11 protein-coding genes are annotated in these 17,499 nt (G+C 57.8%); 2 read left to right on the top strand and 9 right to left on the bottom strand.

All coding sequences use genetic code 11. From position 1 onward, the window contains the following. Positions 1–10: 10 nt before the first annotated feature. From DLM45_RS13390 to DLM45_RS13430, 9 genes are all read right to left on the bottom strand, one after another. Positions 11–886 carry a hypothetical protein gene (locus DLM45_RS13390; RefSeq protein ID WP_181337584.1) on the bottom strand — a complete coding sequence of 292 codons (876 nt, stop codon included), beginning with the start codon at positions 884–886 and terminating at the stop codon, positions 11–13. Between the two features lie 166 nt (positions 887–1,052). Next, positions 1,053–4,331 carry an error-prone DNA polymerase gene (locus DLM45_RS13395; RefSeq protein WP_181337585.1) on the bottom strand — a complete coding sequence of 1,093 codons (3,279 nt, stop codon included), beginning with the start codon at positions 4,329–4,331 and terminating at the stop codon, positions 1,053–1,055. After that, positions 4,328–5,932, bottom strand: a complete 1,605-nt coding sequence (locus DLM45_RS13400; RefSeq protein WP_343062307.1) for a Y-family DNA polymerase — start codon at positions 5,930–5,932, stop codon at positions 4,328–4,330. The genes DLM45_RS13395 and DLM45_RS13400 overlap by 4 nt, the downstream gene beginning before the upstream one ends. After that, positions 5,814–6,602 carry an ImuA family protein gene (locus tag DLM45_RS13405; protein ID WP_181337586.1) on the bottom strand — a complete coding sequence of 263 codons (789 nt, stop codon included), beginning with the start codon at positions 6,600–6,602 and terminating at the stop codon, positions 5,814–5,816. Before DLM45_RS13405 ends, DLM45_RS13400 begins: the two co-directional genes overlap by 119 nt. Before the next feature lie 142 nt (positions 6,603–6,744). Then, positions 6,745–7,635, bottom strand: a complete 891-nt coding sequence (locus DLM45_RS13410; protein ID WP_181337587.1) for a tetratricopeptide repeat protein — start codon at positions 7,633–7,635, stop codon at positions 6,745–6,747. Between the two features lie 35 nt (positions 7,636–7,670). Beyond that, positions 7,671–10,109, bottom strand: a complete 2,439-nt coding sequence (locus tag DLM45_RS13415; RefSeq protein WP_181337588.1) for a cytochrome c3 family protein — start codon at positions 10,107–10,109, stop codon at positions 7,671–7,673. After that, positions 10,109–10,954, bottom strand: coding sequence for a hypothetical protein (locus tag DLM45_RS13420; RefSeq protein ID WP_181337589.1), 846 nt, complete (start codon positions 10,952–10,954; stop codon positions 10,109–10,111). The genes DLM45_RS13415 and DLM45_RS13420 overlap by 1 nt, the downstream gene beginning before the upstream one ends. Positions 10,955–11,066: 112 nt before the next feature. Continuing rightward, entirely contained in the window at positions 11,067–12,050 is a 984-nt protein-coding gene (locus DLM45_RS13425) for a cytochrome c family protein (protein WP_181337590.1), read from the bottom strand. A gap of 104 nt (positions 12,051–12,154) precedes the next feature. Beyond that, complete coding sequence (locus DLM45_RS13430; RefSeq protein ID WP_181337591.1) at positions 12,155–13,258, bottom strand: 2Fe-2S iron-sulfur cluster-binding protein; 1,104 nt, start codon at positions 13,256–13,258, stop codon at positions 12,155–12,157. A gap of 542 nt (positions 13,259–13,800) precedes the next feature. Here DLM45_RS13430 and DLM45_RS13435 point away from each other — a divergent pair. Both DLM45_RS13435 and DLM45_RS13440 read left to right on the top strand, forming a co-directional pair. Beyond that, complete coding sequence (locus DLM45_RS13435; protein WP_181337592.1) at positions 13,801–15,642, top strand: multiheme c-type cytochrome; 1,842 nt, start codon at positions 13,801–13,803, stop codon at positions 15,640–15,642. Between the two features lie 126 nt (positions 15,643–15,768). Beyond that, entirely contained in the window at positions 15,769–17,445 is a 1,677-nt protein-coding gene (locus DLM45_RS13440) for a hypothetical protein (protein WP_181337593.1), read from the top strand. The last annotated feature ends 54 nt before the right edge of the window (positions 17,446–17,499 follow it).

The following is a 17,499-nucleotide window of genomic DNA, read 5'->3' on the forward strand; positions in this document are numbered from 1 at the left end:
GTAATTTTCGTCAGAGGCGGTTCGCGGTTTTCTCATGCGGTGATTTGGTGCCGCATTTTTCCATTGGTAGCGCGGTGGTCGTCCAGTGATCCTTGGTGATCGTCACGACGTAGCGTCGGCAATCGGGCGCTGCTCCGGCGACGAAGCTGACTTCGAAGCGAGCGAGTTTTGCGCTTTGTTTTTTCGGCCAAACGAATGTGTCGTTGTCTGCTGTTTTTTTCAGTGCTGTTTGAATAGCGACGTTGGCGTTGCGATAGTCGGCGGGTGAGAGCCGGGCCAGCAGCGATTTCGAGAGATCGGGATTGAGGCCAACGGCTTCGGCGCGCAACCGAGCGGGATCGTTACTCTTGTAAGCGTCGTTCGTATACGCGTCGCTTTTAATCGTGCTGGATTTTGGCTGAGCAGTTTGCTTCGACGTATTGTCGTTGGCAGCCTCGTCGATTGGAGTGCGGGCTGTGTCGTGATCGGCTGGCGCTGAGTCACCAATTGGCGGCGGCGTACCGGGAGCAGCGGCGATTTCCAATAATTTTAGTTCGGGCAACAGCGGAGCGGGTTCCGCGGGCGTGCTCGCGACGGTTGGAGGGGCGGCCGTTGCAACTTCATTGCGGGACGAGGACGCTATCGCAGCGGCGGTGCGGGCGGCGGACTCGAGTTTGTGAAAAATTGCTTCGCTGTGCAGCAACGCCCACCCGCCGATGAGCGCGATGACAAGCGAACTGCATACGCGGAGCAGAGTATTGCCGCGCGGATTGCCTAAGGGTTCGCATATGCGTTCACCCAAGACGAATTCGTTCTGACCATAGCCTTGGTCATAGTTTTCGTAATGAATGTCGACGCCGTCATACGCGTATTCGTCGCTGGATGTGCGATAAGCGGAGGCGAGCATGGGCCGATCCTGTTTCTGCTTCCATTGTCGAACACTCCCGCTGCTGCATATGCATCAATTCCTCTGGGCGAAAACATGGCGTTGTGAGCGTGGCTTGCGCGCGCGTGTTAATCCGAATTCCGGAATAATCGCGAGCCGCCGATCGACGTGACGGCGCGCACGACAATCAATGAAAATCGCGCGATTTCGGCAGGATGCGAACCTCACGCGGGTGGCTTGCGCGCATGGTCTGCTGGCGGATCGTATCGTCGACTTGATTTGGGTCGGTGAGCATATCCTGAGCTTCCGATAGACGGCGAAGCTCGTTCGTTCGATCGAATACCCGCTTGGCCATGAGATGGACGACGCCTTCCTGGCTGCGCTGCACCTTGCCTTCGACCACGATCAGGCGTGCGCCCATCACCTCTTTGCGATAACGCTCGAACAGGCGCGCCCACAGGACGACGTTTGTGATGCCGGTTTCATCTTCCAGCGTGAGGAAGATCGCATTGCCGGCGCCGGGCCTCTGGCGTACGAGAACGACGCCGGCCGTGCGCGTCGGCGCGCCGTCGGGTTTGTTCGATGTCTCAAGGCATGTCGCAATCCGTTCGGCGGCGAAGACGGGGCGAAGAATTTCCATCGGATGGCCTTTCAGCGAAAGGCGCACGGTCTGGTAATCGGTCGTGATGTGTTCCGCGAGAGGCATCGTGGGAAGCTGCGCATCTGGCTCCGCCGCAAGCTCACGCGCATCGGCGGCGGCAAAAAGCGGCAACGGGTCATCATCCGGCAAACGGCGCACGGCCCACATGGCTTCGCGGCGGTCGAGGCCGATCGAGCGGAATGCATCCGCATCCGCAAGGAGACGCAACGGCCGACTGAACAAGCGCGCGCGGACGGCCAAGTCTTCGACGCTTGCATACGGCTTCGTGCGTGCTTCGATGAGTTTCTTAGCGTCGCTTTCGGCGAAGCCGTCGATCTGGCGAAAGCCGAGGCGTAGGGCGAGCGCGCCTGTCTCTGTTCGTTCGAGGGTGTTGTCCCAGAGGCTGGCATTGATGTCGGCGGCGCGCGCCTCGACGCCATGTTCGCGCGCGTCGCGTACGATCTGTGCGGGGGCGTAGAAGCCCATTGGTTGCGCATTGAGAAGCGCGCAGGCGAAGACGGCCGGGTGGCGGCATTTAATGAAAGAGGAAATGTAGACGAGCTTGGCGAAAGATGCGGCGTGGCTTTCTGGAAATCCGTAGCTGCCGAAGCCCTTGATCTGTCCGAAGCAACGACGTGCGAAATCCGGTTCGTACCCGCGTTCCACCATCCGGCTGATCATCAGATTTTCGAACGTGCCAATGGTTCCGACGTTGCGGAATGTCGCCATGGCGCGGCGCAGCCCGTTGGCTTCTTCATCGCTGAATTTGGCGGCGACCATCGCGAGCTTCATCGCCTGTTCCTGAAACAGGGGCACGCCCATGGTCTTTTGCAATACGTCCCGGAGTTCGTTTGGGTCGCCGTGCAGGGGCGCGGGAAAGCTAACATCCTCCAATCCCGCGCGCCGCCGCAGATATGGATGCACCATGTCTCCCTGGATCGGACCCGGCCTTACGATCGCGACCTGAATGACGAGATCGTAGAACTCTCTCGGCTTGAGGCGCGGCAGCATGTTCATCTGTGCCCGGCTCTCGACCTGGAAGACGCCAAGCGAGTCTCCCTTGCAGAGCATGTCGTAGACGTCTTTCTGTTCCTGCGGGATGCTGGCGAGGTCGTAGTCGATGTCCTCATGCTCGCGCAGCAGGTCGAAGGATTTGCGGATGCACGTCAACATGCCAAGCGCCAGCACGTCGACTTTCATCAGGCCGAGCGCGTCGATGTCGTCCTTGTCCCATTCGATGAATGTGCGGTCCGCCATGGCGGCGTTACAGACGGGCACGATTTCATCGAGGCGTTTGCGCGCCAGGATAAAACCGCCGACGTGTTGGGAGAGATGGCGCGGAAATCCCAATATCCGGATCGCGAAATCGACCGCACGGCGCAACGTCGGATTTTCCGGATCCAATCCCGCTTGGCGGATCTGAGCGTTGCTGATGTCGCTTCCCCAGCTTCCCCATTGGGTATTGGCAAGCCGCGCCGTTATATCTTCGGAGAGGCCGAGTGCCTTGCCGACATCGCGAATGGCGCTTCTCGGCCGATAGCTGATGACGGTGGCGGCGATGCCTGCGCGATGGCGTCCGTATTTCTCGTAGATGTACTGGATCACCTCTTCGCGCCGCTCGTGCTCGAAATCGACGTCGATGTCGGGCGGTTCCTTGCGTTCCGTCGAGATGAAACGCGCGAACAGAACATCGTGTGCGCTGGGGTCCACGGCCGTGATGCCGAGTACGTAGCAAACGGCGGAGTTCGCGGCCGAGCCGCGCCCCTGACACAGGATGCTCTGGCTTTCCGCATAGCGGACGATGTCGTGAATGGTGAGAAAATAGCGGGCGTATTCCAGTTGTTTGATCAGCTTGAGTTCGGATTCCAGCAGGTCCGCGACCTTCTTCGGCACGCCTTCAGGATAGCGTTGGATTGCGCAGCGTTGCGTCAACTCTTCGAGCCATGATTGCGGCTCCCATCCGGGTGGGACCGGTTCGTCCGGGTATTCGTATTTCAGTTGATCGAGCGAGAAGCCGATTTGTTTAAGAACATTCTGCGTTTCGTCGATGGCTTCGGGGCAATCGCGGAACAGGCGCGCCATTTCTTCAGGCGTCTTGAGGTGACGTTCGGCGTTGGCTTCAAGAACTCGCCCGGCTTCGAAAATGGTTGTGCCCGAGCGGATGCAGGTTAGGACGTCCTGCAGATCGCGCTGCTCCGGGGTGGCGTAGAGAACGTCGTTCGTCGCGAGCAAGGGGACGGATGCTTGTGCCGCGATCTGTTTCAGTTGCGCGAGGCGGCGGCGGTCGTCTCCGCGGCGAAGCATGCAGGCGGCGAGCCAGACGGAGCGGGGGGCGGCATCGCGCAAGCGAGGAAGCAGATGCTCTAGTCCCTCAAGCTTCCGGCCGGGCATGACGATCAAGACGAGGTCATGCGCGTGCGTGAGGAGATCCTCGATCGTCAGGATGCAATCGCCCTTCTTTGCGCGCCTGTTGCCGATGGTTAGAAGCCGCGTTAGCGCTCCCCAGCCGTCACGATTTTTCGGATATGCGAGAATGTCTGGCGCATCGTCTGTGAAGGCCAGGCGTGCGCCGGTTGCGAGTTTGAATTTTTTTGTCTGCTCTTTGAGCCAAACAGGGTCGATTTCGGGAGGAAGAGAAACGGTGCCTTCCTTGATGTCCCTCAGAGCGGTGTAGGCGCGCACGACGCCAGCAACCGTGTTGCGGTCGGCAATGCCGATGCCGCGATGACCGAGCAGCAGAGCCGTCAGCACGAGATCGCGCGCGGTTGAGGCTCCGCGCAGGAATGAGAAATTCGTTGCCGTGGAAAATTCCGTATATCCCGTCATGCGAACAGGCCGTGTATGAACCACGGAGGATGAGCCTGACCCTCTCCGTATAAGCCTTGACGAAAGATCCAGAAGCGGCAGCCCATTGCGTCTTCGACGCGGTAATAATCGCGATCCGGCTCGCCGTGCGCCTTCCGCCACCATTCCGGTGCGATGCGTTCCGGCCCTTCCGCGCGCACGACATCATGCAGCATACGCCGCCAGCGGAATCGGCGCGGTGGTCCATCCGGAACTTCCGCAAGCGCTTCGATGGGCTGGGGTGGATCGAACAGATGGTGAGGACGCAATGGAGGTTCGCCCGCTTCTGGTGAGGTCCAGGAGGTTTGTGCTTTCACTTTAGCGAACATCGTATCGGCAGGGACGAGGCGATCCGCGCGCGAAGGGTTGTGCGTGTTCTCCGTTTCGAAGCGCAGCACGCGGTCGCGACCGAAACGGACGATGAGCCGATCAATGAGAGCGCCAACCGCTTCCATTTCCCTCATGCGTGCGTCTTCCATCACGTTCATCAGCGGCGATTGTGCAGCGATGAGGTTTTCGGTGATGGCGATGGTCAGACGAATGACATCGAAGCCGAAGCCTGCTTCGATCGGCTCGGCCAGCGTGTCGAGTCGTTCGCGGTAGAGCTTCAGGATCGTTGCAGCTTCGCGTGAGGGACGTCCGGTCTCGACGGTCAACCTGCGGACGTGTCCGTCGCTGCGGAAGAAGCTTGCTTCGAAGGTGCGGCCGCCTTCATCACGGGCTTCGAGTGCGCGCGCGGCTTCCGCGATGAGGTCTGCGAGGACAGCTTCAAGTGCTTCCGTTTGGCTCAAGGGCTCTGCAAACCGGCGCTCGACGGAGATGACAGGTTCCGGCCGAAGCGGCGCGAGGGGGGCGATTTCCTGGCTGAGCGTGCGGTGCAGTTGCGTTATGAAGGACTGCCCGAAGCGCGCGGCCAGAACTTGCGGCGGGCGCGCGGCGACATCGCCGATGGTTTTGAGTCCAGCGCGTGTGAGTGCAACAATCGTTTCCCGTTCCAAGCCTGCGAGCGCGGTAACCGGCAATTTTGAGACCGCGCGCTCGTCCTCTCCTTCGCGCACGATGGCGGTGCGGCTGAAGCGGGCGAGGGCGCGGGATGCGTCCGGCGTTCCAGCAATGGTGGCGCGCGCTTCGAAGCCTTGGCGTGCAAGCCAGTCTATGATTTCCGTTCGTAGACCCGCCTCACCGTTCCACAGATGCGCGCATCCCGTGACGTCAAGGATGAGGCCATTGGGATGATCGAACGCAACGGTGGGCGTATAACGTTCGCAGAGAAGCTCGAGGCGTTCGATGAGCCAAGCGTCAGCCTTCGCGTCTCTGTCGGCGACGGTAAGCTGAGGAATACGGGCACGCGCGTCGGCCAATGCAAGGCCCGGTGCCAGGCCCAGCCGCGCTGCGTGCCGATCGACAGCGAAGATCCGCAACGCGCCCTTCTCTTTCTCGACGATGACGAGAGGGCGCTGTGCTTCATCCGGCCCGGCGCCATTCCTGCGTCGCTGCAGCCGGTCGGCTGAGAGGAAGGGAAACCACAGAGCTAGATACCGGCGCGACGCTTTCTTGCGGGTCTTGGAAACATTTTCGGTCACGGTTCCACTCCACACGCCACTCATGCCCCGTCGTGCCGCCGCGGTGACGGAGCAAATTCAACTTGAAAGCAGGAAGCCCCGGCGCGTTCGCTTCGAGTGGACGAGAGGGTAGGGATTCAACACTCCAGCGTGTTATGGCGGCGCTTTGGCCGGGGGATGCCGCGGCGCGCAGCATGAAGATCGGGACGTTGGATTTCACGGATGCCAGTGACAAGCGTCGGCTCGCAGTGAAGTCGAGTGTTTTAGGTTCTCCCCAAAGCTCGATGATGACAGCGCCGAGCGCGGCGCAGCGCAGGGCTTGCTCACCCGCCCGCAGAACGCCTTCACCGTTGGGTGCGCGAACGAAAACGAGGCGGGCAGGGTCGAGGCCGAGTTCGGCAAATCCCGAGGCGCTGGGGCTGCCCGTTTCGCGGTCAAGAAACTGTTGGCGGGCCCATAGGATCGGCTTCGCACCGGCTGCCTTCAAAGCGAGGAGAGCGGCAAAACCCGTCGCGGCACCGAAGTGGACGGCAGCGCTGGGATAGACTTCGTGGACGCCTTGCCGGGCAAGTCCGCCGCCTGTCACCTCGTCGATCCGGCTGATACCGAAGGGGATGCGATCTACTGGATTTCCCGAGGGGCGCTCGCGTTCCAGGAGCTCCCGCAGAGCTGGAATGGTATCTGGATGCATGCCAAATGTTCCTATTTTGTTCTATAGAAGCATTCGGGCTAAAAATGTCAAGGGCGTGCACCTCCTCGGCTATGGATGCCGCTAAGCTGAAGGGAAAAACGCGAGCATTATCAGGTGTATTGCGTTGTTCGAAACGCGTCTTCTAGTCAGCGCCGACGTGGAGTTCGCGGGCCGCTGAGTTCACGCGCTCTTTCGCGGCGGGATCACCGGCGAATGCTTCCAGTGCTTTGGCCAATGCAGCTTTTGCTGCTGTCTTGTCGCCGAGCGTCATGCGCGATTGCATCAGACGCACCCAGCCGTCCTCATCGTTCGGAGACGCTTCAAGCCGCTTGGCCAATCGGTCGACCATTCCGCGGATCATGTCGTCGCGCTGGGCATCCGTGTTTTCCTCGGCTGCCATGTTGCCGGGATTTGAAAGCGGCGTTTCACTCGCAGTCTGCGCTGCTTTTGCTGCCTCAAGTCCTTTCTGAGCTTCGACGTCGTTCGGATCGATCTTGCGCGCCGTCTCGTAGGCCTTCTCAGCATCCGCCGCTTGCTCAGTATTGAGGTATGACCAGCCGAGCATCTTCCAACCCTTCACGTCGCCGGGCTCTTTTTCGAGGCGTGCGACAAGCATTGCAATCATCGTATTGACGTCAGGCAGGCTGGCGGCGTTCGACGCGGTCGACATCGGCGCTGCGGAATGGGCGTTTGGATCGATCTTCTTCGTGAATGCGCGCAGAGCATCCAACGCGGCTTGATCCGAATTTTCGTCCACGTCATTTGCGGTGCTTTCCGCAATCGGAGTCGACGCGCTGATGGTATCAGCGAGTTCACTCAATTCGGCCATCGGAATTCGCGCGAAGCTGTAAACGGCAATCGCAGATATCAGAACCAATACGAGACCAGACGTGCGGGCGCCGGTCGCAACCCACCGTCTCACAAGTGCCAAGACCGGCCGGTGTCCATCAATGTTGAGGCGCAACGACAGCAGCGTGATCGCCATCAACGTGGCAGCGGTTCCGGTTACGACCGATACGTAAAGCTGCGTCATGTCCAATCTCCTGCGAAATAGTTTGACGGACTTGCCTAAGGCGTCGGGATCCTGGTGCTCATGATTGGTGAGGTCACACCGTTCACATGATACTTGTGGCAGGTGAGGCAATCTTGCCGAGTCATGTTGCTCTGGTGACAGGTCTGGCAGAGTTCCTTTTTCACTCCGCCGAAGTTCGATGCAAAAACGTGCGGGTTGCCCTGCTCGTAGCTCTTCAGATAGGAGCGGTCTTTCTCCAGGTCGTGGCAGGTCATGCAGCCGCGATTTTCAGTCATGCTGAAGTGCGGTTGGTGCGCGAACGTCGTGAACCTTCCGCGTTTTGTCTCGGCCGATGATTGAGCGAAATTGACGAGGCGTCCCTTGGTTTGAATGTCGTCAACGCTATGGCATTTCGTGCAAGAGCCTTGCGCGTCTTTGCCGATGAGTGACTCAAAAACGGCTGCCGCCGGACTCGCATTACCCTTCGGGGCTTGGGGGCCGGTTATGAAAAGCCACGAGTAGATGAACCTGTCTTTATGTCCGGTCGGCCGGTAGAAAATCGCATAGTCCTGCCGATACCAACCGCCATATTGGGCCCAGCTTTCAGGATCGACGCCACTGTCGATGCTGATAATCGGTGTAGCCTGCGTCTGGGTGTTGGCTGCCGTGTCTGCGAAAGACTTTGCTCCCGGTACAGATAGATCCGGCTCTGCTGGTTTCTTGATGCCTTTGTTGAGTGCCTTGATTTCGCGGCGCTCGCTTTCGTTCGGGTAGAGCAGATCGTCCGACTGGTCGGCTGATTTCGCCGGAGTCTGATTGTCGGCTATCTGCGTCGGCTTTGCCTTGCTGTTCGACATCACTGGATTTTCAGCGTCGCTTTCGGTGTCGACTGCTGGAGCCACGCTCTTGAGACCAGCTCTCATTGCCGGAGGTCGCTTTGCGGCAGAAGACGTATCTTTATCTGTGTCGTGCTTGCTGCTCGCGGTTTCCGTTTTGCCCGCTACCAGGCACTGGCCGAGGATGCGGATTGCACATGGCGGGGTATCCAGTTTGTTTGCTTTATTCGCAGCCTTTTGAGATCCAGCCTCATCACTAGTGTCCGCTGGCGATGTTTCATCATGAGCGCCGGGTTCGTTATTCGCCGTGTTGCTTTTCTCGGGTGCGTCCTCAGAAACTGCAACGGCCGGTGTGGCTTGCGGTGCCATTGCGATCCAACTGCTGTCTTTTTGATCGCCCGTGACACGCAGATTGGCCATCTCGGTTGGGAGATTTGGCAGCCACTGTTGTTGTGCGCTGACGAGCACGTCGCGTGGGATGCTCGCGGTGAGTGCGGTTACGAGATCCGTGCTGAGTTTTGCGCCGCCAGAAATATTGAGATCGGCCAGAACGTCTGAACCTTTTCCGAGGATCAGAGAATTGAAAAGAGATTTGATTTCCCAAACGAGATTTGTCACCGCTGCGATCTGGCTGTCTTTCGCGCGCGAAAGATCCTGAAGGTTTAAGCTGCCGGTCGTTTTGAGAATTGCTCTGCCACGCGCGGTGCGGCCGATCATAATCTGCATGAAGGGCGTGAGCTCGGCTTCTGACGTGCTCGGCCACTCGCCGATCGAAGCTTTCTTGTCTTTCAGCGATTGCATGTCGATGCCGGGTAGCGAGAGAAATGCGATACCTTTCGGGCCGGTCGCTCGTTCTTTCCCGGTGATCTGGTCGAGATGGCACGCCGCACAGGTTTTTTCGAACGGTGCGACCGCCATGATGCGTCTGTCGTCGCGGCTGTTGTGGCATGTCGAGCATGTGGCGGGGATGAGGTTCGCGCGATCCTTCTTCGCGACTTCGGGATAGTGTTTATTGAAATGCTCCGCGTGGTCGTAGACGATGCGTGTGCGTCTTTTAAACGGATATCCATCGAACTTTGGATGCTGGCCATCGAAGCTGTCGAACTTCACGACGTGGCACGAGCGGCATTGCTCATTCGAGATTTTATTCAGCTTGAAATTGGCGCCTTGGTGCTCCTGGTGACACGTCGCGCAGGAAAGCCCGTGTGACACCATTTCATTGGTTGGAAACGCGATGCTTTGAGCGCGCGCGGATGCCGGCACGTTCGATACAACTTTCATCAGTCGCGCAGTGCTTTGCTTCAGCACATCGACAGAAGCTCCGTGGGGATTGAATGCCGTCTCCGGCATGTTGTGACAGGTGAGGCAGGCCTTGCTATCGGCGTGTGGTTCCCCAGGAATGAGACCTTGAATCCAGCTCACCTTTCCGTTGCCGCTCTGCGCGTGGCAGCCGTAGCAATTTTTGATGCTGCTATGGGCGCTCGTCAGCGGACCGGGCATGAGAAGCTGCGTGCCGTTTGAGAGAATGAAGGCCAGGCTTGCGAAAGCGAGGGTTCCCAGTGCCGTATATTTTGCAATCCGATCGCGCAGCGATTGCGGCTTGGCTGGCGCATCCCGCTTCAGGAGACGGAAAGCTCTGCTCCACAACGGTCGCTGCATCACCACGCCCCCGACGAAAAGGCATAGACGACGAGGACATGCAGTATCGTCATAACGACGAGCGAATATGTGATCGGAACGTGTATGAACAGCCAGCCTTTGGTGAGGCCAAGATAGACACGCGCGAAATCCAACTTGTCCTTATCGATGACGAGACTCTTGATCGCGGCCAGCTTCTCTTGGCCTCGCGCATCGACGTACCGCGATAGGTTATCGATCTCGTGGGTCAGTTTTTTAAGGTGGTGCTGGGATCCGATGAGGTGCGCAGTGGCGTTGCGCGGACCTTCAAAGAAGTCTTGCAAGTGTGTGGTGTAGAGGTCCGCGATCCAGGCGTCGTGGGGTGGCGTGGGCAAAGGAAGCGCGGGTTCGTCCTGGTCGATTTGCGCTACGGTCATTTGGATGTCGCGTGCGAGATCGGCACGCAATTCTGGGATGCGATCAAAGGTGACGCGGTCCGGAATTTCGCCCTTCGCGTGAAGCCACCAAGCGAGATAGGTGCCGAAGATTCCACTCAGCGTCACCAACACGAGGGCGGCCCATAGCATCCATTCGAAGCCGCTGTCCGGGAGTGAAAAATCAGTGTGCGAGAGAAATGCGGCGATGAGCAAATAGCCGAGGAAGATATGGAATTTTTGCCAGCGCCTTGCGGATTTGGGTGACAGACTTTCCGTTTTGATAGCGATGTGAAAGCAGACTTGGAGGCTCATGCCGCCGGCCAGTACCCAGCCGTCGAAGTAGCGCGGGTCGCGAAGCCCGTTGCCGTAGATCCAGACGAGCCAGAACAGACCGACGGATATCGTCGCAATCGAAAGCGCGAGTAGACTTCGGCTTACGAAATAGCCCAAAGCGCGCTGAGATTTCGCGATTGGCCCGCGCGGCGAGTGGTTGCTTCTTGACGCCACCCATCGCGGCATTTGTTTCCCCGTCAGGCCCATGCTGCTTGCCCCTCGACTATGTTCAATGGGGTGCGCTTACGTCGGCGGCGGTTCTTGCGGCGCCTTTGAATTTGTCCGGTCTGGGAATGAAGCTGTCCAAACCGGACATTGTGCTGCCGTCGTATGTCTCGGTGATGCGCTCGAGGAGTTTGGAGATGCCATCTGCTGCAGCCGTCAGGCGACTTTCATTGTTCAGCTTCAATCCAGCGGAATGAGAAAATTCGACGATCTTCGAAATTTCCGGGACATTCGGGGCGGCTTTCGCTGCCGCCGCGAGCAGCTTGCGCGCCCGGTCGACGCGTGACGCCATTTCGAATGCATAGGGCTTTCGTTCAGTCGCTTTGCTGAGCGCGCGCAATGCGGTTTCGAGTTCGACGCCGAGACCTACGAGATAAAGCATGCGCTTGCGCGCTGCGTTTGCCGGCACATTCTCTTTGCCCTTGGAGTGCCAAGTGTTGTGCCGAACTTCGCCTTGTGACCAGGACACGAGCTCAAACGCGCTGCCGGCATGATGGCCGCCTTTGTTCACAAGGTCCTCGCGCGGCACGACGTGGCAACCATAACAGTTCTTTGCAAGCTGATAGATTGCGCGAGGCCGGATCATTCCTTTGGAGTCGGCCTGCTTCCAACGCTCTTGTGCCTCCGTCTTACTTTCTGTCTTCGCTGTTTTGCCGCTGTAACTGCTGTGGACTTTGATCCAATCTTTCGCAGGGCTGTGACATGACTCGCATGAGATGCCTGCGATTGCTTCTTGTTCAGTCGTCTTCTGCTGCACAGTGAAATGGCAATCACGGCATAAGCTTTCTGACTTGATGCGCCGTACGCCCATTCGTTTCGCAATCTGGCTCGCTTCGAGATCGCGCGGCATGTTGCGGAACGTGCTGAAGTGATGCGAGCCCTTCCAAGCCGCAACTTCCTGCTTGTGACATTCGGCACAGACGTTCGGGCCGACCGTCTTGGTCGGATCAGATGCAGCGGCGCTGTAAGCGGCAAAGCCGAAAATCATCAGCACTCCTGAAAGTTTCGTCGCGAGCGACCGCAGTCGGGTGTTGCGAGAACCGAGATGTCGGATTGTTCTATTCGTGCCCACGGCGACCAGTCGCGCTCCGCTCAACGATCGTATCCTGCATCGGCAAGCGTATGCGGCAGTATCAGGTCGTTGCTGTGCATGCGCGTGTAATCATCAATGCGTCGGCGTCTCGGCTGACTTGCAGGCTCCGTGAGCCGTCGCGCGGCGCGCGCGAGCGCACCTCGTTGTACTGGGTCGGCGGAGTTCGGCAGGAAGGGATCGGCGTAGCAAACCGCGCCGATGCGTTCGGCGATCTCCTTGATCGCATCGACCATTCCGGGTGCGCCGCAGGCATAGAGGACGTCGGTTGGAAGCAATCGCGGCAGATATTCCGTCGGCCGACCCTGCATCACGACGTTGGTCAAGCTTTGAGGTGTGCTGCAGATCGGCGCGACCATGACATTCGGAAAGCGCGCGAGCTGTGCAAGTGCCGGAGCCATATAAAGCGACTCGATCGTGCGGCCGCCCGCGATGATCATCATTCGGCGTTCGGGATTTTCGCGAAGTGCCGCGACGGCGATAGACCAGATCGGCGCGAACCCGGTATTGGTGGCGACGAGGATCATCCGGCCGTCGAGATTGGGCCGGAAGTGCGCCGAGCCATAAGGCCCGGCAACTTTCACTCGATGACCAACCTTGATGTCTTTGCCAAGAGATGACGTGACGCGTCCGCTCTCCATCCGCCGGACATGAAGCCAAATAGAACGACTTTTCGAATTGCCACGAAGGGGATGGGTAAAGCTGAACGGGCGGCTCGGAAAGCCGTGAAAAGTTATCTGGGCGTACTGTCCGGCGTGAAAGGGGAGTGTGCAGTCTGTCGTGATGCCGACTTCCATTACGTCCGGCGATAGCGGCAACAGTGAACTCAGTACGCCTTCAATCGTACGCACGTCGGATTGCTGACGCGTCTCTATCACCACGTCGCTGAGGATTCGGCACTGGCAAGCGTGTACGATTCCGGACTCGACGCCTTTTCCGCCCTGCACTTTGCCAGATACGAGGCGTACGCAGCACGTGCCGCAGTGTCCGGCGCGGCAGCTGTAGGGCAGGTCTACGCCGTTGTTCAAAGCGACGTCGAGCAGTAACTCGCCATGCCGGGTTTGAAAGCTGCTCGCATTTACAGTGACTTGGTGATGTCTCGACATTACGCAATCCTACAAAGATATCGAGTGACGCTCCTATGGAGCGACGGGAGTTTTCGCCGGAATTGGAACTCGGGCGAAAGGCATTTTTCTCGCTAATCCGGCATCATGGTCAGATAGTGGTTCTTTGAAGAGTTTTTTGAAAATGCAGAAATGCTAAATTGAATTTGTTGAGATCGACGGATGGCGTGACGAATTAAAAGGAAAATGGAATTAGGCTTATGAGCAATAGATATATATTGTTCGAAACGCGCTTTTTGATTTCACGAATTGCCTCGATAATACAAGGTTTTGTGGCGCGCCCAAGCATGGCTCGGCGGATTTTTGTTGGATCTTCTGGCAGAGTCGTCATTTCGTTTTATTTCAAGATGTGAGCTCGGTATTTATTCCGGTTTTGCCGAAAGGTCGGCCATATCGCGGCCCATTTTCGAATATCTTTAAATGATCAGGCATCAATCGTTTGTATGGCCGTTTATCTTCGTTCTTGGCCTCGATACCTGGATTGATATGCCGCCCTGACATGTATTGATTACAGGGATAAGGCAATGAAGCGATTATTCAATTTTGCGATTGTCTCTTGCGCGGTCGTGGGCGTGGGCTCGATCTGTGCACCCTCGCTTCGTCAGGATGCTATCGCCGGACCCGGGGCGGTCGATCAATCCGAAATACAGCGCCAGCTGATTATTACGCATACGGGACAACCCGATGCGTCAGCGGCTGCCGGTAAAGACGAAGCTGGTATCTCTGTCAGCGATGAAGCGTTATCGCTCTATCCGACGGCTGCCCAATGCGGCGAGTGTCATAAGCAGATCTATGATGAGTGGTCGTCGTCGCAGCATGCCTATGCGTCGATCTCGCCGATGTTCCACAAATTTGAGCAGAAGTTCACCTCAATGACTCAGGGGACGGTCGGCACGTTCTGTGTTCGCTGTCACCAACAGGTTGGCACGCAGCTTGGCGAAAAGCGCGAAACGCCGCTATGGCAACGTAGCCAGATTTCGCGCGAAGGCGTGACGTGCATCACATGCCACAGGGTCAAGGAGCAATATGGCAAGGTCAACGGCGAGCGTCGCGTCGAGCCGGGCAAGATCTACGAACCGGTTTACGGAAGTGGAGAGAAGAGCGCGATCAAGAATGTGCGCGCCAATAAGGAGACCTATTCCGTTAAAACGAGCGCCAACGGTCGCGGCAATGACATTCACAAAGGGATGATCAAGAACGATCAGATCACGAAGTCCGAGTTCTGCGTCAGTTGCCATCAGGTGGCGGTGAATCTTGGGATCAAGCTTGAGATCGTTTGGGATCAGTATCGCGATAGCCCGGCTCGCAAAGCAGGCGTTAGCTGCCAGGACTGCCACATGGGCAAGGCGCCGGGAAAGCCTGATGGGTATGCGAAAGCACCGTCAGCAATCGTCGGGGGTAAGGAGATCAATCCTGGGCGACGGCACGCCAATCACCGCTTTATCGGTCCGGGTTATTCGATCGCGCACCCTGGAATCTTTCCGCATAATCCGAAGGCGCTCACCACCAGCGTCGAGGACTGGTTGAAGTTTGATTGGCGCGCGGGTTGGGGCACGGCGCAGTTCGAAGACAAAGTTGCGGGCGGTAAGATCAAAGTCAAATTTCCGAAGCGTTGGGCCGATCCGAATGACCGTGAGGACGCGCGGCAGATCATTGGCGAGAACATCGCGAAGCTCGATGAACGTGACAAACTTCGAAAGAAGGTCATGGAGAATTCGAGCAAGGTTGATGGGCCATACATCGAGGGCACGCCAAGTGTCGGCACGGATCTGGCGTTCACTTACAAGATTAAGAACGTCAATCCGGGGCACAATCTGCCGTCTGGTTCGCTAGGTGCGCAGCCGCAGCTTTGGGTGAACGTCGCGCTCGTCGATCCGGATGGGCATAACATTTGGGAGTCGGGATATGTCGACAGCAATGGCGACATGGCCGATTTGCACAGTCTGGATGTTGCTGCCGGGCGCATCGATACAGATCAGCAGCTCATGCATTTCCAGACCAAGTTCTTGACGACGAACGTCAAGGGCACCGACCGCGAAATGTATTTGCCGGTGAATTTCGATATCGATCCGCTGCCGCAACTTCGTCCGCCGCAAATTCCGACGACGGTTCTCAATCATCCGCCGTTGGTGCGGATGGAGAACCACTCGCTGGCACCGCTGGCGGAGAAGAAAGCGGCGTATCGCGTGCCGGCCAGCTTGATCAAGAAGCCGGGCAAATATCAGCTCGCGTTTCGCATGCGAAGCCGAGCCGAGCCGATCTACTTCATGCGCTTCGTTGGAGCGACCAAGGCAATGGAGCAAGCCATGAATGAGCGGATCATGAACTTCCATGACTTCGCCGTCGAGGTTGACGTCAAAGGCTAACACTGAACCACAAGCGCATTTCGGATTTGGACACTCAGTCCAAACGCGGGTCCGAAGCATCTCCGAAGACTCTTGCGAGCTGAGCAGAAAAAACTCTCGCCGGAGCCATGACGCTGGAGCTTCTACGTGACTCGCTATTCGAATGCTGATCTTCGGTTCCTTACGGGGGCTTCGACAGTTGCTCTGGCGCTGATGGCGGGCGGTTACCTGCTGACCTCCGTTTCAGCCGCGGAAACCGAAACAGGCAAAAGCGGCAATGATCCCACCCGGAATGAGACTTGGATTGCGAAGACCTATGTCGTCGGTTCGAAGGCTGGCGCGAATGCAAACGACAAAGCGCTGGCTGATACAGACAAGGACGCCCGCGCTAAAGAGGTATCTGACAAGGGATCACAATCGACTTCAGCACCTAAGCGCAAAAAGAGAATCACGACATCGACCAAGTCGGCTTTCCGGCCTGGTCCGACGTATGAGCGGAAATACGATGCTAAGGAGCAACTCGATATTTATGGCGGCAAGGGCGCCGTTGAGCCGCCGCGTCCGCTGCTCGAAGTTGGTCGCGAGCAGTACACATCCGGCATATTCGACGAGAGCAGCACGGTTCTCGGCAAATTGAATCCGCTGCTGCCAGGCTTAGCGGTCTATGGCGATTGGCGCACGGCGATTGCCTACAATAGGAACAACGGGAAGGACATTGCGCAGGTTGCGACGCGGCTCAATCTCGACGTGGACTTCAAAATCACCGCGACGGAGCGGATCCATGCTTTCTTCACGCCGTTTCAGGATGGAAATGCGAAGTTCACGCGCTTTGAATTTGGCGGCCGTGATGGCGATCAGCGATTCAATGCGGAATTTGATGCCGAGCCGCAAACCTTATTCTTCGAAGGTGATTTTGGCTCGCTTTATTCCGGCTTCTCGGGCAAGCAAGCGGGCTTCGACTTGCCGTTTACCGTCGGGCTCTTCCCTCTGTTCCTGCAGAACGGAATTTGGGCGAACGACGCGATACTCGGCGGCGCGGTCTCGCTTCCCGCGAAAAACTCTGCAGCGTTGGGGCTTTCAAACTTCGACATCACCTTTTTCGCCGCGTTCGATAACATTGATAATGCGAGCTTCACGCGGGCGAATGGGACGGTGGACAACGACAACGCTCATCTCTTCGGCGTTACGGCATTCGTCGATGCCTTTAACGGATACGTCGAAGCGGGTTACGGCTTCCTGCAGGGCACAGGCATCCAAGAGGGTGTCGAGCAGCACTTTCTGACGGCCGCGTATTCTCGGCGCTATGCCAACACGATTTCCAACTCGACGCGCGTGTTTGCGAACTTCGGTGACGATGGGCGAGGGAACGGCGACGGTCTGGCCATCATCTCAGAAAACAGTCTGATCACGTCGCTGCCGAGTACACTTCTTCCTTACGCTAATTTCTTTGTCGGCTTCGGAAAGCCCGAGCCGCTGGTTGACGGAAACAATGCGGGTATTCTGAAGAACGTCGGCATCAACTTTGAGACTGACGCGCTAACCGGGTATCCGAAACTGGACGATACGGCGTCCAACACATTCGGTGGCGCGCTTGGTTTGCAGTATCTTTTCAATCTGGATCAGCAACTCGTATTCGAGGTTGCGACAGTCCAGCCGTTCGAGAATGACGGCATCGGCGCAAGGCATGCGCAGTATGGATTTGGGGTTCGCTATCAGATTCCGATCACGCGGTCTTGGCTGTTCCGCGCCGACGCGACGTATCAAATCCAGGAACATGGAGACGATAACTTCGGCTTCCGCACGGAGCTTCGCAGCAAGTTCTGAGAGATCTTAACGAGGAAGATGGAGCCGAAGGCTTTAGACAGAAGTATCAGAGGT

Origin of the sequence: Hyphomicrobium methylovorum, from assembly GCF_013626205.1 — a bacterium.
In the GTDB taxonomy this organism is placed as follows: Bacteria; Pseudomonadota; Alphaproteobacteria; order Rhizobiales; family Hyphomicrobiaceae; genus Hyphomicrobium_B; species Hyphomicrobium_B methylovorum.